The sequence below is a fragment of the Xanthomonas sp. NCPPB 1325 genome (genome assembly GCF_041477645.2).
Taxonomy (GTDB): Bacteria; Pseudomonadota; Gammaproteobacteria; order Xanthomonadales; family Xanthomonadaceae; genus Xanthomonas; species Xanthomonas cannabis.
The window spans coordinates 2,045,184-2,065,107 of the sequence record NZ_CM192985.1; the positions used below are offsets into that span (position 1 = coordinate 2,045,184).

The following is a 19,924-nucleotide window of genomic DNA, read 5'->3' on the forward strand; positions in this document are numbered from 1 at the left end:
GCGCAGCGCCACCGCGCACCCGCTAGCCGGCGATGTCTTCCAACGCACGATTGCGCGTGCGCGGGCCGAATACGGCGATCACGCTCGCCACGATCGACATGCTGATCACGATGAAGCCCAGCACGCCGTGGCTGCCGACGCGGCTCAGCAACCAGCCGATCAATACGCTGCTGAACGCGGTGGACAGGCGACTGAACGAATAGCAGAAGCCCACCGCACGCGCGCGCAATGTGGTGGGGAACAGCTCGGCCTGGTACCCGTGATAGGCAAAACTCATCCAGGCATTGCAGAACGCGATCATGGCGCCGCACAACACCATGCCGATGGTCTGCTGCTGCAGCGAGAACGCCACCCCGAACACCACCGCGCCCAGCGCCGATGCGGTGATCTGCCACTTGTTTTCCCAGCGCTGCGCAACGCGCAGCAACAGCAGCGGCGCCAGCGGGTAGGCCAGCGAGATCGCAAACGAATATCCCAGGCTCCTGCTCACCCCGTTGCCCTGGGCGGCAATCAGCGCCGGCAGCCAGTTGCCGAAGCCGAAGAAGCCGATGGCTTGAAAGACATGGAACACCACCAGCATGCCGATGCGGCCGCGATACGGCGCGCGCCACAACCGCAAGACCTCTGTCTGGCCGGTCGGCCGTGCGGCGGCCGCCTGCGGTGCCGGCAACGGCGCGCCGAGATCGCGCATGCAGCGGGCTTCCAGTTGCGCCAGCACTGCGTCCGCTTCGGCGTGGCGGCCCTGCGCGGCCAGCCAGCGCGCCGATTCCGGCAGGCGGCTGCGCAACCACCAGATCGCCAACGCAAACACGCCGCTCAGCAGCACTACCCAGCGCCAGCCGCTGACGCCCAGCGGCGCGTGCGGCACCAGCAGCCAGGCGGCCAGGGCGACGGCGGGTACCGCCAGAAACTGCACGAAGAACGCGAATGCGAACGCCGCGCTGCGCATGTGCCGCGGCACCAGTTCTGACAGGTAGGTATCGATGGTGACCAGCTCGATGCCCAGCCCGATGCCAACCAGAAGGCGCAGCACGATCACGCCGGTGGCGGTGCCTTGCAGCCCCATCGCCACGGTCGCGGCGGTATACCAGACCAGCGCAAAGGTGAATACCGGGCGGCGCCCGAAGCGATCGGTAAACGGGCTCAGCAGCGCAGCACCGACAAACAGGCCCAGGAAGGTCGCCGCCGCGAACGCGGCCTGATCGGACATGCCGAACGCGCCGTCGGCACCGCTGGCAAAGATGCCGTCGGCGATCAGCCCGGGGCTGATGTAGGCGGTCTGGAACAGGTCGTACAGCTCGAAGAAGCCGCCCAGCGCCAGCAGGCCAACCAGCCGCCACAGCGTGGCGCTGGCCGGCAAGCGATCGATCCTCGCTGCGATCTGCGCAGAAGGCGAGGGCGGTACAAGGGCAGGCGCGGCAATCGGAGACATGTGCAGCCAGTCGTAGACGGAGCGGCGCCATCATAGGCAGTGCCCAGATCCCACAGCGGCCACGCTTCGCGGCGCAGTCAAGGCGTTCGCCTGCAAGCAAGATGGCGCTGAGCATACGAACACCAGCGGACAGCACGACAAGCGTGCACCCAAGGTCCACCAGGCTTCGCCCTTACCCTGATCCGGCTCTACGCGCCACCTTCTCCCGGAGGGAGAAGGAATAGCCCCTCCCGCCGGAGAAGGGTTGGGTGAGGGCCCCTGTGCCGAGAGTCGGGCAGGCCACGGAGCACTCCGCTTCATTGCAGCCCCCAGTGCATGCTTGCCACTACTCGGTCCCATAACCCCACCCGTTGTCCGACTGCTGGAATGCTGTAATCCCCTCAGCGCCCATGAAACCGCTGGCAATCCCCTCCGGGCAGCCCCATTTCCTGCACATCATTCTTCCCGGAGCCGTCCGATGACGCCCATTTCCGTGCTCGACCTGGCGCCCGTCTGCGAAGGCAGCGACACCACCCACGCCTTCGCCAACATGCTCGATCTGGCGCAACACGCCGAGCGCTGGGGCTACCAGCGTTACTGGCTGGCCGAGCATCACAACATGCCCGGGATCGCCAGCGCGGCCACCGCCGTGCTGATCGGTCATGTGGCCGGGGGCACCAAGACCATTCGTGTCGGTGCCGGCGGCATCATGTTGCCCAACCACGCCCCGCTGCAGGTGGCCGAGCAATTCGGCACGCTGGCCTCGCTGTATCCGCAGCGCATCGACCTGGGGCTGGGCCGCGCGCCCGGCACCGACCAGCCCACCGCGCGCGCCTTGCGCCGTTATTTCGATAGCGCCGACCAGTTCCCGCAGGATGTGGCGGAGTTGTTGCGTTACTTCGCGCCCGCCGTGCCGGGACAGCTGGTGCGGGCGGTTCCCGGTGCCGGCCTGGACGTGCCGGTGTGGCTGCTGGGGTCCAGCCTGTTCAGTGCGCGGCTGGCGGCGGCGATGGGCTTGTCGTTCGCATTTGCCTCGCACTTCGCGCCCGACGCGATGGACGAAGCGGTGGCGATCTACCGCCGCGAATTCCGCCCGTCCGCACAGCTGGCCAAGCCGCACGCGATGCTTGCGCTGAACGTGGTGGCGGCCGACACCGAGGCGCAGGCGCGGCGACTGTTCACCACCCAGCAGCAGAGTTTCGTCAATCTGCGACGCGGCAAGCCCGGCAAGATTCCGCCGCCGATCGATGACATCGACGCCTTCTGGCAGCCGCACGAGCGCGCCGGCGTGGAGCGCGCGCTCGCATGCACGGTGCTGGGCGATGCGGAGCAGGTGGCGCACGGCGTGGCGGCCTTCATCGATCGGCATGCGCCCGATGAGTTGTTGTTCACTGCCAACATCTACGACCACAGCGCACGTCTGCGCTCGTTCGAACTCGCGGCCGCTGCCTGCCGCGAGCTGGACGTGACCACTGCGTGATTCACGTCGCTTTGCGCGGCGATCCGCTCAGATGCGTGCATCTCCATCAGGAAGGCAGGCATGCAATTTCAGGATCGCAGCGACAGCATTAAGCAATTGGCGGAATTGATTCGCGGCGTGGACATCGCGATGTTCACCACCGTGTCGGCGGACGGAAAGCTGGTCAGCCGTCCGCTGGGCACGCAGGAAGTGGAATTCGATGGCGACCTGTGGTTTGCCACCGCAGCCGACAGCCCGAAGGTGGCCGAGATCGCCGCCGACTCGCGCGTCAACGTGGCCTACGCATCGGCATCCAGGAATACCTATGTGTCGGTCGCCGGAACCGCGCGTGTCGTCCACGACCGCGCCAAGATCGATGCATTGTGGTCGCCGGCAATGAAGGTGTTTTTCCCCGGTGGCAAGGACGACCCCAACCTGCGTCTGATCCATGTGCGCGCCGAATCGGCCGAATATTGGGACGGCCCGAGCGGCCTGCTCGGCAAGGCCTTGTACTTCGTCATGACCGCCGTGACCGACGACACCGCCAGCCTTTCGGACAACCGCGTGGTCGATCTGAAGTAAGCAAGACCTGACCTGGTGTAGCGACGACGAGCAGCCCTTTTGCCAAGTAAGAGACATCAGCCCTTCCAAGCAAGAGCGAAGGGTCGTGCAGGCCCCGGCGCGCGTGTAGCGCAACACCGCGCGCAACGCGCGTAAGCCCCTCTCCTGCGGGAGAGGGGTTGGGGTGAGGGTAAGGTCGCTCGCATCACCTCAGCGCCCCGGAAACAGATCGGCGCTGCGGAGAACTGTCCAGACAGTTTTCACCAAGCCAGCTCAGCCAGCACCGTCGCCAAACCTCCGCGGGCCAGCACACCGCACGCTCCACCACCGACACACGCGCAGCCAAACTACATCAGCGAGGCACACCAATGCCCGCCGGTGACCGCAGCCTCAACGCCAGGCCACCGGCCACCAGCCGCGAATCAGGTCCACCAACTGATCCGAGGTCACGCCAAACACGGCAATCGAGATCAATGCCGCCGCCCAGCCCGCCAGCATCAGGGCGCCATCGCGCTCCAGCAGGGCCAGCGCAAACAGCAGCAGAATCAGCCCGAACAGATAGTTGGTGAACGGGATCGGCAGCGTCAGCAGGACGCCAACCAGTACCAGCAGCGCCCCGGTGAACACCTGCGCCGGCATGCGGTCCAGCACACCATGCAGGCGTGGCCTGAGCAGACGGTCCAGCCGCTGCAGGGTCGGCGCCAGCTTCGCCACGAAGCGCTGGCTGGTGCGCCGCTTCGGGCCACGGTCGCCGATGAACCCCGGCACCCAGGGCTTGCGCAGGCAACACATCATCTGCAGGCCGATCAATACCGTCAGCGGGCCGCTGATGCCGCCGGCCACGCCGGGAATGGGAATGAAGGATGGCAGGATCGCCAGGAACAGGAACACGCCGAATGCGCTCTGCTGCAGATCGGCCAGGATCTCGCGCACACGCAGCACGTGCTCCGGGTCGCCGTCGCTGAAGGCCGCCAGTAGGCTGCGGATGCCTTCGTTGCGGTAACGCATCTGTTCGCTGCCGGCGTCCTCCGAAGGCGGCGCGCCGTTATCCGACGATGTCATCGCTGCCCTCGTCGCCGACGCGGCTCAGCAACAACTTGTCCACGCGCGCGCCGTCCAGATCCACGATCTCGATCCGCCAGCCCGCCCAGTCGAAGAATTCGCCGGCCTGCGGAATCCGGCCGAAGTAATAGATGCAGAGCCCGGCCAGCGTGTGGTAGTCGCCTTCGTCGGCATCCGGCAGTTCGGCACCCAGCACCTCGCGCAGCTCTTCCACCGGCAGCGAGCCGTCGATCAGCAGCGAACCATCCGCGCGCGTCACCACCAGCGCATCTTCGTCGGTATTTTCCACCGCCTGCAGACGGCCGACCACCGCACCCATCAGGTCGCTGATGGTCACCAGGCCGCGGATCTCGCCATATTCGTCGACCACCAGGGCCATCGACTGCTGTTCTTCGCGAAAGATCTCCAGCAGCTTCATCGCGTGCGTGGATTCGGACACGAACAAGGTCTCGCGCAGCGCCTGGAACAGGTTCTCGCCGTGCCCGCCCATGCGCGTAACCAGCGATTTGACTTCCAGCACCCCGGCAATGTCCTGGTCGCTGCCGCGATACACGGGGTAACGCGAGAATTCATGCTCGCGCATCACCGCAAAGTTCCGTTCCGGCTCGGCGTTGGCGTCCAGCCAGGCGATGCGGTTGCGCGGGGTCATCAAACTGTCGGCGGTACGGTCGCCCAGCCGCATCACGCGATTCATCATGTCGCGCTCGTGCGCGTCGATCACGCCGGCCTCGTGGCTTTCGGCCACCAGCATGCGGATCTCTTCTTCGGTCACCGATGCCGATTCGTCCTTGCCCATGCCCAGCATGCGCAGCACCAGCCGGGTCGAGCGCGCCAGTACCCACACGCCGGGTGCGGCGATCCTGGCCAGCCAGGTCATCGGCACCGCGACCACCCCGGCGATATCCTCGGAGTTGCGCAGCGCCAGCCGTTTGGGCACCAGCTCACCAAAGATCAACGTCAGGAAGGTGATCAGCGCCACGGCCAGGGTGCTGCCGATCACCACCGAGTAGGGGCGCGGCTTGCCGACCAGCTCGAACGAGGCAGACAAGGCCGGGAACACGCCCTGCAGCCAGCTGCTGATCGCCTCGCCGATGGCTTCGCCGCCGAACACACCGGTCAGGATGCCGATCAGGGTGATGCCGATCTGGACCGTGGACAGAAAGTTCTCGGGGCTTTCGGCCAGGGCCAGCGCCCGTGCGGCGCGCTTGCTGGAGCCGGCCATCTGCTTCAGGCGGCTCTTGCGCGAGGTCATCAACGACATCTCCGACATGGCGAAGAAGCCGTTCAACAGGATCAGGGCGATGACAATCAGAAACTCAACCACGGGCGTCTTCCCCGGTCAGTGAAGGGGAGGGCGGGCAAGCACGGAGTTGGCCGGCGCGCGCAAGGGCGGGGCGGCAACGGGGGAATATAGGGTCGTCTTCCATAGGGTGCGCCCGAAGGCGCGCAAGCATGGTAGCAAACCACAGGGTGGTTCGAGCCGGGAAATGCCGGCGTGAAGGCCGCAGGCGGCGTCGATATACCCAGACAGGTCATGGACCGGTCATAATTCGCCCCTGGTGCCGTCCTCCCTCGACGGCAGGAAGTTCTCCACCCATGTTCTCGTTGCAGACCATCTTCGGTTCCGGCAAGCAGTTCTATTCGCTCCTGAACGAAGCGGCGCAGGCCGCCTACGACAGCACCAAGGCGTTGCACGCCATGATGCGCGAGTCCGACCGGCAGCCCGCACTGGACGCCTTCAAGCTCGCCCGCCTGCGCGAACGCGCTGCCTCCGACAAGATCGGCCAGGCCTTGGTGGACAGCTTCATGACCCCGATCGAGCGCGAAGACATCGAAGCGCTGGGTTCGGCGTTGTACAAGATTCCCAAGCAGGTCGAGAAGTTTGCCGACCGCTATTCGCTGGCCACCCAGCACCTGGAACACATCGACTTCGCCCCGCGCGCGGCGATGCTGGAGCAGGCTGCCGCGGTGGTGGTGGAGATGGTCGACGACCTGCCGCGCATGAACATCGATCGCATGACCGCGCTCAACGACAAGCTGCGCATGCTCGAGAACGAGGCCGACCGTCTGATGCTCGAGCTGTATCGCGACATCTATTCCGGCCGCCTGGATACGCTGCAGATGTTCCTGCTCAAGGAGTTCTTCGAGATCCTGGAAAAAGCCATTGACCGTTGCCGCGAGGCAGGGGTGGTGGTGTACCAGATCGTGTTGAAGAACAGCTGAGGTCGCCGCGTGCTTACCCTTGTTCTGGTGGTGATCCTGGCCGCGTTGGTGTTCGAGTTCATCAACGGCTTCCACGACACCGCCAACTCCATCGCCACCGTGGTCGCCACCAAGGTGCTGTCGCCGGGCTGGGCGGTGATGCTGGCGGCCGGCATGAACCTGATCGGCGCCCTCACCGGTACCGCAGTGGCGCTGACCATTGCCTCGGGCCTGCTCAACACCAGCGTGGTGGAGGTCACCCCGCAGGTGATCCTGTGCGCACTGCTGGGCGGCATCATCTGGAACCTGATCACCTGGTGGAAGGGCCTTCCGTCGTCGTCCTCGCACGCGCTGATCGGTGGCCTGTGCGGCGCCGGCCTGGCCGCGGCGCACAACAACTGGGACGCGCTGATCTGGTCGGAGAACATCGGCAACTGGGCCAAGAACAAGGGCCTGTTGTGGAAGGTGTTCGTGCCGATGATCACCTCGCCGATCGCCGGCTTCCTGCTCGGCATCGTGGTGATGGTGCTGCTGTGGGCGATCATCGCCGGCATGTCCAGGCTTGGCGGTCCGATCGGGCGGCTGGCGCGGCCGCGCTGGGTCAATGCGTTCTTCGGCAAGGCGCAGATCGCCTCGGCTGCGTACATGGGCTACGCGCACGGTCACAACGACGCGCAGAAGACCATGGGCATCATCGCCATGACCCTGATCGGCGCGCAGTCGGCCGGCGCACTGGATGACCTGCCCAGCTGGCTGTCGTTCCTGCACCCGGGCACCGGTCTGGCCGCCGGTGCCGGTATCCCGATGTGGATCGTGCTGACCTGCGCGGTGGTGATGGCGGCCGGCACGGCGTCCGGCGGCTGGAAGATCATCAAGACGCTCGGCCACAAGATGGTCAAGCTGCATCCCATCCACGGCTTTGCCGCCGAAACCAGCTCGGCCACGGTGCTCACCGTGGCCGCGCACTTCGGCATGCCGGTGTCCACCACGCACAGCATCTCCACCGCCATCATGGGCGTGGGCTTTGCCAAGAACCCGCGCTCGCTGCGGCTGGGCGTGATCGAGCGCATCGTCTGGGCCTGGATCCTCACCATTCCCGCGGCCGGCGGTGTGGCGTATCTGATCCTGCGCATGTTCGAGCTGTTCGGCTGGACCTGACACGGTGTCGCGGTGCGGTCACGCACCGCGACCACGATGCGGCCCTTGCGCAAGCGATCTGCCACCGGCGGTGTGCCTGTGCGTTCTGAGTGAGACCCTGCCTCGATGATGCTTGCCCTGGTGTGCGTGTTGTTCGGGTTTGCCTGGTTGATCGATCGCCGCGGCCTGCGGCGATTTTCGCGCGTGCTGGGCGGCATCAGCCTGGCGCTGGTGTTTGCCGTGGGCTGCGGCCCGTTGCCGTCATGGATGCTGCAACACCTGCAGCGCACCGGGGTCAACGACTTCAACGCGTGGGGCGCGCGCAACGTCATCGTGCTGCTCGGCGCCGGCACGGTGCGCCCGGAGGGGCGTGACGCGGTGGCCGAGGCCAACATGTTCGCCTACGGCCGCATTGTCGAATCGGCGCGGCTGTACCAGCAGTGCCGCCGCAGCGGCGGCGATTGCAAGATCGAGATCAGCGGTGGCGACGCGCGCGGCCTGGGCCTGTCCGAGGCGGTGGTCTATCAGCGCGTGTTGATCGGGCTGGGGATCGAGCGGGCGGATCTGATCATGGAGCCCTCCAGCATGAACACCTGGCAGAACGCGCAGTTCAGCCAGCCGCTGCTGCGCGCGCACCGGCCCGACCGCATCGTGCTGGTGTCCTCGGCCACGCATCTGCGCCGCGCCGAGCTGTACTTCCACCACTTCGGCATCGATGCCGTGCCGGTGCGTGCGGACTGGCTGACCGCCTCCTGGTCGGTGCTGCCGCAGAGCTACAACTTCACCCTGGCCGATGTGGCCCTGCACGAATACCTGGGCATCGCGCGCTACCGCGTCTACCAGTGGCTGGGCTGGAACGTCAAAGCCACCGAGCCCGGCGCGGTCTGAGCGGCACTGCAGCCCCGGATACAGCCGGGTCATCGCCCGGCGTCGACACGCTGACTTTTCTGCCGACACTCGCGTGACGACGTCCACTATCGCCATGGTGGTCGGCGCGATGCTGCCGTCCAGCAGCAGGTCGCGGGCGCGCTGCGTCGGAACGTTGCGGAGCGGGTCAATGGGCTTACGTTGGAGCAGTGCCGATGCTGGACCCCTGGGGCCCGGTGAATGCGCGGGCAGGCATGGATGCCGTGTGAACCGACGCGGCCTGCGAGGCAGGTTGCCTGGTCCGCGCAAGGATGCGCGTCGCCAAAAGCGCGCCCTTCTCCCTTCGGGACATAGTCCGCCTTAATGGGGGGGGGGAGCTGCCGCAGGCGCGGATGGGGGTGCCGGCGAAGCCTCGCGTCATCCATTACACAGTGGCTTCGCCCAGTACCCTCACCCCAAACCCCTCTTCGGGCGGGAGAGGGCTTCAACTTCCGAAATGTTTTAAGTTTTCGGCGGTTTCAAACTTCCAATGAAGCCAGATCACCCTTGCTCTCAAGCCACTGCTTGCGGTCGCCGGCGCGCTTTTTTGCCAGCAACATGTCCATCAACGAACGGGTCTGTTCGCCATCGTCGATGGTGAGCTGCACCAGCCGGCGGGTATCCGGATGGATGGTGGACTCGCGCAGCTGCTGTGGGTTCATCTCGCCCAGGCCCTTGAAGCGGGTGACGCTGATCTGGCCCTTCATCTTTTCGCGCGCAATCTTGTCCAGCAGCGTGGTCTTTTCTTCTTCGTCCAGCGCATAGAATACCTGCTTGCCCACGTCCACGCGGAACAGCGGCGGCATCGCCACGAACACGTGGCCGGCGGCTACCAGCGCAGGGAAGTGCTGCAGGAACAGCGCCGTCAGCAGCGTGGCGATATGCAGGCCGTCGGAGTCGGCGTCGGCCAGGATCACCACCTTGCCGTAGCGCAGCCCGGTGATGTCGTCCTTGCCCGGGTCGCAGCCGATCGCGATCGCCAGGTTGTGCACTTCCTCGGAGGCCAGCACGCTGCCGGACGCCACTTCCCAGGTGTTGAGGATCTTGCCGCGCAGCGGCAGGATCGCCTGGAAATCCTTGTCGCGCGCCTGTTTGGCCGAGCCGCCGGCCGAGTCGCCTTCGACCAGGAACAGCTCGGTACGCGACAGGTCCTGGCTGATGCAATCGGCCAGCTTGCCGGGCAGGGCCGGGCCCTGGGTCACCTTCTTGCGGACGATCTGCTTTTCGGTCTTCAGCCGCGCGCTGGCACGGTCGATGGCGATCTGCGCGATCTTCTCGCCGATCTCCACGTTCTGGTTGAGATACAGGCTGAAAGCGTCATGCGCGGCGCCTTCGATGAAGCCGGCGGCCTGGCGCGACGACAGGCGTTCCTTGGTCTGCCCGGAGAACTGTGGGTCGGTCATCTTCAGGCTGAGCACGAAGGTGACCCGGTCCCAGACATCTTCCGGCGCCAGCTTGACGCCGCGCGGCAGCAGGTTGCGGAAATCGCAGAACTCGCGCAGCGCATCGGTCAGGCCCGAACGCAGACCGTTGACGTGGGTGCCGTGCTGCGCGGTGGGGATCAGGTTGACGTAGCTTTCCTGCACCAGCTCGCCTTCCGGCACCCAGGCCGCGGCCCAGTCCACGATCTCGGTGTCCTTCTTCAGGCTGCCCACGAACAGCTCGGCCGGCAGCAGTTCATGCTCGGCCATCTCGCCTTTCAGATAGTCGCGCAGGCCGTTTTCGAAGTACCAGCTGTCCTGCTCGCCGGTGGCTTCGTCATGCAGCTTGACGGTCAGGCCGGGGCACAGCACCGCCTTGGCCCGCAGCAGGTGGCGCAGTGCGCGCACATTGAATTTGGGCGTGTCGAAGTACTTCGGGTCGGCCCAGAAGCGCAGCCGCGTACCGGTGTTCTTCTTGCCGACGGTGCCGACTACTTCGAGCTTGGAGGCGGCGTTGCCGTCGCGGAACTCCATGCGGTGCTCGCTGCCTTCGCGCTTGATGAACAGCTCGACCTTGGTCGAGAGCGCGTTGACCACGCTCACGCCCACGCCGTGCAGGCCGCCGGAGAAGGTGTAGTTGCGGTTGCTGAACTTGCCGCCGGCGTGCAGGCGGGTCAGGATCAATTCGACACCCGGGATCTTCTCTTCCGGGTGGATGTCCACCGGCATGCCGCGGCCGTCGTCGGACACCTCGCAGCTGCCGTCCTTGTACAGCGTGACCTCGATCTGCCGGGCGTGGCCGGCCAGCGCCTCGTCGACCGAGTTGTCGATCACTTCCTGCGCCAGGTGGTTCGGGCGCGCGGTGTCGGTGTACATGCCCGGGCGGCGTTTGACCGGGTCCAGGCCCGACAGCACTTCAATATCGGCGGCGTTATAACGGGTGTTCATGCATCTCGTTGGCACGTGAAACGACGCGCAAGTGTGGGGGCTGAGGCAACTTTTTGCACGTGGCAGGCGTTCAGTGCGGGGCGGGGTGACGGTGGCTACCCTGGCGTTGGTTTCGGAACCAAACGTCCCCACCTGAGGATGTCACCGAACCGGAGGACACCATGAAGTTCAAGCATATTCTGATGCTCACCCTGGGTGCGGCCGCCGTGGCGGCACTTCCCGTCATGGCGCAGGCGGCACCGCAGCAGGCCGGGCAGGGCGCCACTGCGCAGAAGAGCGACGACGCCAAGGCCAAGACCGACGCCGAGCGCAAGGCCGAGCGCCGCGCCGCTGCCGCCGCGCAGAAGCCCAAGGCCGACAGCGCTCCGCGCGAGGAAGAGGAAGAAGAAAAGCCCTCGCGCTGAGTCTTCTGTCAGGTCATCGCGTGACATGGACGCCCCGGCTTCGGCCGGGGCGTCTGCATTTGCAGATGCGTAGCCGAATTTTCCGTGCTGGATGGCCTCGCCGTCACACAACCCTTGGGCATTCGCCCGTCACCCGTTAAACTATGGCTTTCCGGGAGGCCTTGAGCCCCATGACTCCCCTGATTTTCGTAACAGGCGGTGTAGTGTCCTCGCTAGGCAAGGGCATCGCCGCAGCTTCGCTTGCGTCCATTCTTGAAGCGCGTGGCCTGAAGGTCACGATGATGAAGCTGGACCCGTACATCAATGTGGACCCGGGCACGATGAGCCCGTTCCAGCACGGTGAGGTGTACGTCACCGACGACGGTGCCGAAACCGACCTGGACCTTGGCCACTACGAGCGCTACGTGCGCACGCGGCTGTCGCGCAAGAACTCGGTGACCACCGGCCGGATCTACGAGAACGTGATCCGCAAGGAACGTCGCGGTGATTATCTGGGCGCCACCGTGCAGGTGATCCCGCACATCACCGATGAAATCCGCCGTTGCATCGACGAGGCCACGGCTGGGTTCGATGTGGCGCTGATCGAGATCGGCGGCACCGTAGGCGATATCGAATCGCTGCCGTTCCTGGAAGCGATCCGTCAGGTACGCACCGAGCGCGGCGCCGAAAAGGCCATGTTCATGCACCTCACCCTGGTGCCGTACATCGCGGCGGCCGGTGAGTTGAAGACCAAGCCGACCCAGCATTCGGTCAAGGAACTGCGCTCGATCGGCATCCAGCCGGACGTGCTGCTGTGCCGCTCCGAGCAGGCGGTGCCGGATTCGGAGCGTCGCAAGATCGCACTGTTCACCAATGTCTCCGAGCGCGCGGTGATCAGCTGCCCGGATATCGACGTGCTGTACGGTATGCCGCTGGAGTTGCTGCGCCAGGGACTGGACGAATTGGTCATCGACCAGTTCAAGCTGCGCGACAAGGTCGCTGCCGCCGATCTGTCCGAGTGGGTGGCGGTCGTGGATGCGGTCAAGCATCCGCTGGACGAGGTCAACATCGCCGTGGTCGGCAAGTATGTCGATCACCAGGACGCCTACAAGTCCGTGGCCGAAGCGTTGCGCCACGGTGGCCTGCGTCAGCGCACCAAGGTCAACCTGAAGTGGCTGGAGGCGCAGGATCTGGAGGGCAGCGACATGTCGGCCTTGCAGGACATCGACGGCATCCTGGTGCCGGGCGGCTTCGGCGACCGCGGTTTCGAAGGCAAGGTGCAGACCTCCAAGTTTGCGCGCGAGCACAAGGTGCCGTACTTCGGCATCTGCTACGGCATGCAGGCGGCGGTGGTGGACTATGCGCGCCATGTTGCCGACCTGGACGCGGCCAACAGCACCGAGAACGATCGCCAGTCGCCGCATCCGGTGATCGGCCTGATCACCGAATGGCGCACCGCCACCGGCGAAGTCGAGAAGCGCGACGAAAAATCCGACCTGGGCGGCACCATGCGGCTGGGCTTGCAGGAGCAGCGGCTCAAGCCGGGCACGCTGGCACGCGAGGTCTATGGCAAGGACGTGGTGGCCGAGCGTCATCGTCACCGCTATGAGTTCAACAATCGCTACCGCACCCAGCTGGAAGACGCCGGTCTGGTGATTTCCGGCAAGTCGATGGACGACACGCTGGTGGAAGTGGTGGAACTGCCGCGCGATGCGCACCCGTGGTTCCTGGCCTGCCAGGCGCACCCGGAATTCCTGTCCACGCCGCGCGACGGGCACCCGTTGTTCATCGGCTTCGTGCGCGCCGCGCGCGAGAAGAAGGCGGGCGGCAAGTTGTTGAAGGAAGCGCGTGCGTGAGTTGTTCCTTCTCCTGTCAGGAGAAGGTGCCCTGAAGGGGCGGATGAGGGTGCGCCGCAATGCACTGGAAGGTGGCAGCCATGACGAGCGCGTCGCTGTGCGCCAGTCAGACAAACCATCATGCTTCAGCAGTGCTTCGCAACCGCACCCTCACCCCAACCCCTCTCCCGACGGGAGAGGGGCTCAGATCATGGCGACTCCCTTCTCCCGTCGGGAGAAGGGGCCCGTAGGGGCGGATGAGGGCGCGCCGCAATGCACTGGAAGGTGGCAGCCATGACGAGCGCGTCGCTACGCGCCAGCCAGGGCAAACCATCATGCTTCAGCAGTACTTCGCAAACCATACCCTCACCCCAACCCCGCTCCCGATGGGAGAGGGGCTTCAATCGAAATAAGGTGACCTGATGAAACTGTGTGACTTCGAAGTTGGTCTGGATCAGCCGTTGTTCCTGATCGCCGGTCCCTGCGTGATCGAGTCGATGCAGCTGCAGCTCGACGTGGCCGGCAAGCTCAAGGAAATCACCGGCAAGCTCGGGGTCAACTTCATCTTCAAGTCGAGCTTCGACAAGGCCAACCGCACCTCCGGCACCAGCTTCCGCGGCCCGGGCCTGGAGGAAGGCCTGAAGGTGCTGGACGCAGTGAAAAAGCAGATCGGCGTGCCGGTGCTCACCGACGTACACGAATACACCCCGATGAACGAGGTCGCCGCCGTCGTCGACGTGCTGCAGACCCCGGCCTTTCTGGTACGCCAGACCGACTTCATCAAGAACGTCTGCGCCGCCGGCAAGCCGGTCAACATCAAGAAGGGCCAATTCCTGGCGCCGTGGGACATGAAGCCGGTGGTGGACAAGGCCAAGTCGACCGGCAACGAGCAGATCATGGTCTGCGAGCGTGGCGCCTCGTTCGGCTACAACAACCTGGTCAGCGACATGCGCTCGCTGAGCGTGATGCGCGACACCGGGTGCCCGGTGGTGTTCGACGCCACCCATTCGGTGCAGTTGCCGGGCGGGCAGGGCAGCAGCTCCGGCGGCCAGCGCGAGTTCGTGCCGGTGCTGGCACGCGCCGCAGTGGCGGTCGGTATTTCCGGCCTGTTTGCCGAAACCCATCCGGATCCGTCCAAGGCGCTGTCCGATGGCCCCAATGCGTGGCCGCTGGACCGCATGGAAGAGCTGCTGGAAACGCTGATGGAACTGGACGCCGTCACCAAGAAGCACGGGTTCGCGCGCTTCGCATGAGTTCCGATCCGTGGGCGTTGGCGGCATCGCGTCGCCAACGCCGGCACTGGCGGCACTGGCCCTGGGGCTGGATGGCGCTGGGTATGTCGCTTGCTGCATGGGCCTGTCTGGCCGTCATGGCCTTCTTGGTAACCGCCAGCATCGGCATGCCGGGCGACGGCAACCATGCGATGCAGGCCACGCGCGTTCCGATGGTTGTCACGCTGTTGGTGGGCGCGCTGGTGGCGATCGGCGGGTTCGTCGCCAGCCCGGTCGCATTCTCGCTGCGTCGCCAGCCGGGCGCTGCAGCCATGGGCTTGGCGCTGCTGCTGCTCTTGCTACTGCTGTCTTGTTTGTCGCTGCTGGGACTGAAGGCCTAGCTGCACAGTCTTGCCGGTCAGGCACTCATCGGGCCAATGCGATTTGGCAATGGACCGGTGTGCAGCGATAATCCGGCAGCTTGTTTCCGGTGTACTTCCCCCTTACTGGTAACCGATCGACCTATGACCACTATCGCCAAGATCCTCGCCCGCGAAATCCTCGATTCCCGCGGCAATCCCACGCTGGAGGCCGAAGTCACGCTGGACGACGGCTCGTTCGGCCGCGCCGCCGTGCCCTCGGGCGCATCGACCGGCACCAAGGAAGCGGTGGAGCTGCGCGATGGCGACAAGACCCGCTACCTGGGCAAGGGCGTGCGCCACGCGGTGGACAACGTCAACGGCACCATCGCCGAGACGCTGAAGAACTTCGATGCGGCCGACCAGCAGGGTCTGGACCGTCGCCTGATCGATCTGGATGGCACCGAGAACAAGGGCCGCCTGGGTGCCAACGCACTGCTGGGTGTTTCGCTGGCCGCCGCGCATGCCGTGGCCGCCTCGCGCAAGCAGCCGCTGTGGCAGTACCTGTCCACCATCACCGAGGCCGACGTCAAGCTGCCGGTGCCGATGATGAACATCATCAACGGTGGCGCGCATGCCGACAACAACGTCGACTTCCAGGAGTTCATGGTGCTGCCGGTGGGCTGCAGCTCGTTCTCCGAAGCGCTGCGCGCCGGTACCGAAATCTTCCATTCGCTCAAGTCGGTGCTCAAGGGCCACGGCCTGAGCACGGCGGTGGGCGATGAAGGCGGCTTTGCGCCGGACTTCCGCAGCAACGTTGAAGCGCTGGACACCATCCTCGAAGCGATCGGCAAGGCCGGTTACACCGCCGGCGAAGACGTGCTGCTGGGCCTGGACGTGGCCTCCAGCGAGTTCTACGACAACGGCAAGTACAACCTGGTCGGCGAGAACAAGCGCCTGACCAGCGAGCAGTTCGTCGACTTCCTGGCCGACTGGGTCGCGCAGTACCCGATCATCAGCATCGAAGACGGCCTGGCCGAAGACGACTGGGCCGGCTGGAAGCTGCTCACCGACCGCGTCGGCAAGAAGGTGCAGCTGGTGGGCGACGATCTGTTCGTCACCAACCCGAAGATCTTCAAGCAGGGCATCGACTCGGGTACCGCCAATGCGATCCTGATCAAGGTCAACCAGATCGGCACGCTGACCGAAACGCTGGAAGCCATCGCCATGGCGCATGCGGTCAATTACGCCTCGATCGTCTCGCACCGCTCGGGCGAAACCGAAGACACCACCATCGCCGACATCGCCGTGGCCACCACCGCCACGCAGATCAAGACCGGCTCGCTGTGCCGCAGCGACCGCGTCGCCAAGTACAACCAGCTGCTGCGCATCGAGCAGGCACTGGGGTCCGGCGCGCGTTACGCCGGCCGCGATGCGTTCGTCTCGATCAAGCGATAAGCCGTGCGCAACTGGCGCTGGCTACTGCTGGTGCTGGCGGTGCTGCTGGCTTGGCTGCAGTACCGCTTCTGGTTCGGGCCTGGGAATTCCGGCGAAGTCATGATGCTGGAAGCCCAGGTCGCGCATCAGACACAGGACAACGAAGGTCTGCGCCAACGCAACCAGGCGTTGGCAGCAGAGGTGAAGGATTTGAAGGACGGCGAAGCGGCAATCGAGGAACGCGCACGCAGCGAGCTGGGCATGATCAAGCCGGGCGAGACGTTCTATCGCGTGGTCGAGGATGCGCCGCTGCCGTCACCCGCAGCCACTGATGCAGCGGTCCCCGCACAGCAAGCGCCCGACGCCACCGATCCGGTGGATCACCCATGACCGGCTCCATTTGGGCAATCGTGCCGGCCGCAGGGCGCGGCACGCGGTTTGGCGGGCCGGTGCCCAAACAATATCTGCCTGCCGGCGGTCAGCCGTTGATGGCGTATACGCTGGCGGCGCTGGCCGCGCATCCGGCCGTGGCCGGCATCCTGGTGGCGATCGCCCCCGGCGATGCCGACTGGCCCGGCTGGACTGCGGTGGAATCCACACCGGTGCTGACCTGCGTCGGCGGCGCCACGCGTGCGGCCTCCGTACTGGCCGGATTGCTGGCCTTGCCCGAGAGCGTGCGCGCAGACGATTTCGTGCTGGTGCACGACGCCGCACGGCCCAACCTGGCGCTGGCCGATCTGGATCGGCTGCTGGAAATCGGTCGCGGCGACCCGGTCGGCGCGATCCTGGCCGCACCGGTACGCGACACGCTCAAGCGTGCCGGCGACGATGGTGGCATCGACGGCACCGAACCGCGCGAACGCCTGTGGCGTGCGCTCACGCCGCAGCTGTTTCGGCGTCACCAACTCATCCGCGGCCTCACCGAAGCGTCGGCGGCCGGGGTGGAGGTGACCGACGAGGCAATGGCGATGGAGCGCCTAGGGCTGCGCCCCCTGTTGGTGGAAGGCGCCGAAGACAACTTCAAGGTCACCACGCCGACGGATCTGGCGCGCTTCGAATTCGAATTGGCGAGGCGGGGCCCGGAGCCCTGGAGCCGGGACCCGGACAGCCTCGGTCCACCGTCTACTGTCTTGGCATCTGCCGTTCCGGGACCCGGTTCCCGGGTTCCCGGTCCCGAAGAGGTTTGATCCATGTCCTTCAATTTCCGAATCGGCCAGGGCTACGACGTACATGCGTTCGGCGATGGCGATCACGTGATGCTCGGCGGCGTGCGCGTGGCGCATAGCCATGGCGTGCTCGCGCACAGCGACGGTGACGTGGTGCTGCATGCGCTGTGCGATGCCATGCTGGGCGCGCTGGCGCTGGGCGATATCGGCGTGCATTTCCCGCCCTCCGACGCGCGTTGGAAGGACGCTGACAGCGCGCAGTTCCTGCAGCATTGCGATCAGTTGCTGCGCGAGCGCGGCTGGCGCGTGGGCAACGCGGACATCACGGTGATTTGCGAACGGCCCAAGGTCGGCCCGCATGCGTTGGCCATGCGCGAGCGCATCGCTGGCCTGCTGGCGATCGAGCTGGATGCGGTCAGCGTCAAGGCCACCACCAGCGAAAAGCTCGGCTTCACCGGTCGCAGCGAAGGCATCGCGGCGCAGGCGGCGGTGCTGCTGGGCAAGATCGCCGTCTAGACGCGCTCCTGCATGCCGCGCATCGGCATGCGTCCTCACATTCCCCGCGCCCAGAGCTCGGCACACAGCGCGCGAAGGGTCGGCGCAAAGGCGAACACCACCATGAGCGAAGCCTCCCAGCTTCCACGCGCACACGGGCCTGCAGTGCTGAGCGCGGCAATGCGCAGCACCCCGGAAGACTTCCAGGTCGACGAGTTACCGTCGTTCGAGCCATCCGGCGAAGGCGAACACTTGCTGCTCACCATTCGCAAGCGCGGCCAGAACACCGCCTACGTCGCCAAGCAACTGGCGCACTGGGCAGGCATCGCCGAGATGGGCGTCAGCTACGCCGGCTTGAAGGATCGCCATGCGGTGACCACGCAGCGCTTCAGCGTGCATCTGCCAAAACGCATCGCGCCGGATCTGGCAACGCTCGACGATGCGCAGATGCAGGTGGTCGAAAGCACCTGGCATCACCGCAAGCTGCAGCGCGGCGCGCTGCTCGGGAACCGCTTCGTGCTGACATTGCGACAGGTGCAAGGTGAGCGCGAGACCATCGAACGACGTCTGCAGGCGATTGCGGCGCGTGGCATTCCCAACTGGTTCGGCGAACAGCGCTTCGGCCGCGACGGCGGCAATGTCGCCTCCGCGCTGGCGATGTTCGGCTACGCGCAGGACGCCGACGGCACGTTGGCCCCGGCCCCCAAGCGACGCCTGCGCAACGATCAACGCTCGATCCTGCTGTCGGCCGCGCGTTCGTCGCTGTTCAATCGCGTGCTGGGCGCACGTGTGGAGCAGGGCAGTTGGGATATCGGCCTGGACGGCGAGGCGTGGATGCTCGACGGCTCGCGCAGCGTGTTTGGTCCGGAGCCGTGGAGCGAGGTGCTGGCCGAACGGCTGGCGCGGTTCGATATCCATCCCAGCGGCCCGTTGTGGGGCGCGGGCGAACTGCGCTCGACCGGGCAGGCTGCAGCGGTGGAGCAGGGCGCCCTGTCGGATCCGCAGTCGGAAGTCTTGCGTCAGGGCCTTGAAGCGGCAGGATTGAAGCAGGAGCGCCGCGCATTGCGGTTGCGTCCGCAAGGCCTGGATTACCGCTGGCCGGAAGCGCAGACCCTGCAGGTGGAATTCGCACTGCCGCCGGGCTGCTACGCCACCGCGGTGCTTTGGGAATTGGGAGAAGTCGGCGACGCCGGCCGTGCCGCGCCGCAGCTGCGTACCGACGCCTGAGCGTCGTTCTCGTAGGAGCGGCCCTGGCCGCGACAAGCATGTCTCCGGCGCCCCGCGCCGCCAGGACCGCTCGTGCGCGGCCTCGCCAGGTTGCGACTACTTCCGCGCCAGCAACACCAGCAAGGCCCCGGTGCCACCCTGCGTGGGTGGCGCCGAATGGAACGCCAGCACATCGTTGCGCTGGCGCAGCAGGCGGTCCATCAGGTTCTTCAGCACCGGCGTGCCGTTGTCCGACTGCAGGCCCTTGCCGTGGATGATGCGCACGCAGCCATGTTCGTGCGCATGCGCCTCGAGCAGGAACTGGCGCAGCAACGCCTCGGCCTGCGCTGCGGTGGCGCCATGCAGGTCCAGTTCGTCCTGCACCGAAAACTGGCCGCGCTTGAGTCGCTGGAACAGGCGGGCCGGAAGCGTGTCGCGGCGGTAGCTGGCAGTGTCACCCGCCTCCAGCGGCCCGCTGTCGCGCAGCAGGCGGGCAAATTCCGAGTGCGCATCGGCCTCGTCGCGCTCGGCCATGCGCGCGCGCGGTTTCGGTCGCGGCTTGGCGTTGGCCGGCGGCGCGACCTCGCGGATCGGCTTGACCGTGCCGATCGCCGCGCGAAACAGCGCGGCGTCGTCTTCGTCTTCAGGGTGCGACATGGCAACAGCGTAACCGTTCCAACCTCAGACGTCCGCGAAGATCAAGCGCGAAGCCCAGGGACGCATCC

The 19,924-nt window shown here is 65.9% G+C and carries 19 protein-coding genes; 14 read left to right on the forward strand and 5 right to left on the reverse strand.

Features of this window, described 5'->3' with window-relative positions:
- Window positions 1-22: 22 nt before the first annotated feature.
- Complete coding sequence (locus ACCQ10_RS08635; protein WP_372363085.1) at window positions 23-1,438, reverse strand: MFS transporter; 1,416 nt, start codon at window positions 1,436-1,438, stop codon at window positions 23-25.
- Window positions 1,439-1,889: 451 nt separating this feature from the next.
- Between ACCQ10_RS08635 and ACCQ10_RS08640 the strand changes: the two genes are divergently transcribed.
- Window positions 1,890-2,891, forward strand: coding sequence for an LLM class flavin-dependent oxidoreductase (locus ACCQ10_RS08640; RefSeq protein WP_372362792.1), 1,002 nt, complete (start codon window positions 1,890-1,892; stop codon window positions 2,889-2,891).
- Window positions 2,892-2,951: 60 nt separating this feature from the next.
- Window positions 2,952-3,452 carry a pyridoxamine 5'-phosphate oxidase family protein gene (locus tag ACCQ10_RS08645; protein WP_372362793.1) on the forward strand — a complete coding sequence of 167 codons (501 nt, stop codon included), beginning with the start codon at window positions 2,952-2,954 and terminating at the stop codon, window positions 3,450-3,452.
- 369 nt (window positions 3,453-3,821) lie between these two features.
- Here ACCQ10_RS08645 and ACCQ10_RS08650 read toward each other — a convergent pair whose 3' ends face one another.
- Window positions 3,822-4,493 (reverse strand): exopolysaccharide biosynthesis protein, encoded by a 672-nt coding sequence (locus ACCQ10_RS08650; RefSeq protein WP_166743137.1) that lies wholly within the window; start codon window positions 4,491-4,493, stop codon window positions 3,822-3,824.
- The gene (locus ACCQ10_RS08655) at window positions 4,477-5,817 is read right to left on the reverse strand and encodes a hemolysin family protein (RefSeq protein ID WP_184374157.1); all 1,341 of its coding nucleotides are present in this window, start codon (window positions 5,815-5,817) and stop codon (window positions 4,477-4,479) included. Before ACCQ10_RS08655 ends, ACCQ10_RS08650 begins: the two co-directional genes overlap by 17 nt.
- A 272-nt stretch (window positions 5,818-6,089) precedes the next feature.
- Here ACCQ10_RS08655 and ACCQ10_RS08660 point away from each other — a divergent pair, with 272 nt between their 5' ends.
- From ACCQ10_RS08660 to ACCQ10_RS08670, 3 genes are all read left to right on the forward strand, one after another.
- On the forward strand, window positions 6,090-6,716 hold the full coding sequence (locus ACCQ10_RS08660; protein WP_039412104.1) for a DUF47 domain-containing protein: 627 nt from the start codon (window positions 6,090-6,092) through the stop codon (window positions 6,714-6,716).
- Window positions 6,717-6,725: 9 nt separating this feature from the next.
- The gene (locus ACCQ10_RS08665; protein WP_184557192.1) at window positions 6,726-7,853 is read left to right on the forward strand and encodes an inorganic phosphate transporter; all 1,128 of its coding nucleotides are present in this window, start codon (window positions 6,726-6,728) and stop codon (window positions 7,851-7,853) included.
- 105 nt (window positions 7,854-7,958) lie between these two features.
- Entirely contained in the window at window positions 7,959-8,720 is a 762-nt protein-coding gene (locus ACCQ10_RS08670; protein WP_372362794.1) for a YdcF family protein, read from the forward strand.
- Between the two features lie 497 nt (window positions 8,721-9,217).
- Here the strand turns inward: ACCQ10_RS08670 and parE are convergent, their stop codons facing one another.
- Window positions 9,218-11,107: a DNA topoisomerase IV subunit B gene (gene parE / locus ACCQ10_RS08675; RefSeq protein WP_372362795.1), complete on the reverse strand. Its 1,890-nt coding sequence runs from the start codon at window positions 11,105-11,107 to the stop codon at window positions 9,218-9,220.
- Window positions 11,108-11,268: 161 nt separating this feature from the next.
- On the opposite strand from parE, the gene ACCQ10_RS08680 reads away from it, so the two are divergent.
- From ACCQ10_RS08680 to truD, 9 genes are all read left to right on the forward strand, one after another.
- The gene (locus ACCQ10_RS08680; protein ID WP_372362796.1) at window positions 11,269-11,511 is read left to right on the forward strand and encodes a hypothetical protein; all 243 of its coding nucleotides are present in this window, start codon (window positions 11,269-11,271) and stop codon (window positions 11,509-11,511) included.
- A gap of 170 nt (window positions 11,512-11,681) precedes the next feature.
- A complete protein-coding gene (gene pyrG / locus ACCQ10_RS08685) occupies window positions 11,682-13,346 on the forward strand; it encodes a CTP synthase (protein WP_372362797.1) in 1,665 nt (554 codons plus the stop codon).
- A 401-nt stretch (window positions 13,347-13,747) separates the two neighbouring features.
- On the forward strand, window positions 13,748-14,578 hold the full coding sequence (kdsA, locus tag ACCQ10_RS08690; protein ID WP_008571228.1) for a 3-deoxy-8-phosphooctulonate synthase: 831 nt from the start codon (window positions 13,748-13,750) through the stop codon (window positions 14,576-14,578).
- Between the two features lie 71 nt (window positions 14,579-14,649).
- Complete coding sequence (locus tag ACCQ10_RS08695) at window positions 14,650-14,937, forward strand: hypothetical protein (RefSeq protein ID WP_372362798.1); 288 nt, start codon at window positions 14,650-14,652, stop codon at window positions 14,935-14,937.
- A 123-nt stretch (window positions 14,938-15,060) separates the two neighbouring features.
- Entirely contained in the window at window positions 15,061-16,353 is a 1,293-nt protein-coding gene (gene eno, locus ACCQ10_RS08700) for a phosphopyruvate hydratase (RefSeq protein WP_372362799.1), read from the forward strand.
- 3 nt (window positions 16,354-16,356) lie between these two features.
- A complete protein-coding gene (gene ftsB / locus ACCQ10_RS08705; protein WP_123137357.1) occupies window positions 16,357-16,722 on the forward strand; it encodes a cell division protein FtsB in 366 nt (121 codons plus the stop codon).
- Window positions 16,719-17,519, forward strand: coding sequence for a 2-C-methyl-D-erythritol 4-phosphate cytidylyltransferase (gene ispD, locus ACCQ10_RS08710; RefSeq protein ID WP_372362800.1), 801 nt, complete (start codon window positions 16,719-16,721; stop codon window positions 17,517-17,519). Before ftsB ends, ispD begins: the two co-directional genes overlap by 4 nt.
- Window positions 17,520-17,522: 3 nt before the next feature.
- A complete protein-coding gene (ispF, locus tag ACCQ10_RS08715) occupies window positions 17,523-18,014 on the forward strand; it encodes a 2-C-methyl-D-erythritol 2,4-cyclodiphosphate synthase (protein WP_104580121.1) in 492 nt (163 codons plus the stop codon).
- A 102-nt stretch (window positions 18,015-18,116) separates the two neighbouring features.
- A complete protein-coding gene (truD, locus tag ACCQ10_RS08720; RefSeq protein WP_372362801.1) occupies window positions 18,117-19,220 on the forward strand; it encodes a tRNA pseudouridine(13) synthase TruD in 1,104 nt (367 codons plus the stop codon).
- A 96-nt stretch (window positions 19,221-19,316) separates the two neighbouring features.
- On the opposite strand, the gene ACCQ10_RS08725 is transcribed toward truD, so the two are convergent.
- Entirely contained in the window at window positions 19,317-19,856 is a 540-nt protein-coding gene (locus tag ACCQ10_RS08725) for a Smr/MutS family protein (RefSeq protein ID WP_039412067.1), read from the reverse strand.
- Window positions 19,857-19,924: the final 68 nt, after the last annotated feature.

Bases quoted from the DNA above. Each gene is read 5' to 3' on its own strand.
- ACCQ10_RS08640 (WP_372362792.1), top strand. From the start codon at position 1,890: ATGACGCCCATTTCCGTGCTCGACCTGGCGCCCGTCTGCGAAGGCAGC.
- ACCQ10_RS08645 (WP_372362793.1), top strand. From the start codon at position 2,952: ATGCAATTTCAGGATCGCAGCGACAGCATTAAGCAATTGGCGGAATTG.
- ACCQ10_RS08650 (WP_166743137.1), bottom strand. From the start codon at position 4,493: ATGACATCGTCGGATAACGGCGCGCCGCCTTCGGAGGACGCCGGCAGC.
- ACCQ10_RS08660 (WP_039412104.1), top strand. From the start codon at position 6,090: ATGTTCTCGTTGCAGACCATCTTCGGTTCCGGCAAGCAGTTCTATTCG.
- ACCQ10_RS08670 (WP_372362794.1), top strand. From the start codon at position 7,959: ATGATGCTTGCCCTGGTGTGCGTGTTGTTCGGGTTTGCCTGGTTGATC.
- parE (WP_372362795.1), bottom strand. From the start codon at position 11,107: ATGAACACCCGTTATAACGCCGCCGATATTGAAGTGCTGTCGGGCCTG.
- ACCQ10_RS08680 (WP_372362796.1), top strand. From the start codon at position 11,269: ATGAAGTTCAAGCATATTCTGATGCTCACCCTGGGTGCGGCCGCCGTG.
- pyrG (WP_372362797.1), top strand. From the start codon at position 11,682: ATGACTCCCCTGATTTTCGTAACAGGCGGTGTAGTGTCCTCGCTAGGC.
- kdsA (WP_008571228.1), top strand. From the start codon at position 13,748: ATGAAACTGTGTGACTTCGAAGTTGGTCTGGATCAGCCGTTGTTCCTG.
- ACCQ10_RS08695 (WP_372362798.1), top strand. From the start codon at position 14,650: ATGGCGCTGGGTATGTCGCTTGCTGCATGGGCCTGTCTGGCCGTCATG.
- eno (WP_372362799.1), top strand. From the start codon at position 15,061: ATGACCACTATCGCCAAGATCCTCGCCCGCGAAATCCTCGATTCCCGC.
- ispD (WP_372362800.1), top strand. From the start codon at position 16,719: ATGACCGGCTCCATTTGGGCAATCGTGCCGGCCGCAGGGCGCGGCACG.
- ispF (WP_104580121.1), top strand. From the start codon at position 17,523: ATGTCCTTCAATTTCCGAATCGGCCAGGGCTACGACGTACATGCGTTC.
- truD (WP_372362801.1), top strand. From the start codon at position 18,117: ATGAGCGAAGCCTCCCAGCTTCCACGCGCACACGGGCCTGCAGTGCTG.
- ACCQ10_RS08725 (WP_039412067.1), bottom strand. From the start codon at position 19,856: ATGTCGCACCCTGAAGACGAAGACGACGCCGCGCTGTTTCGCGCGGCG.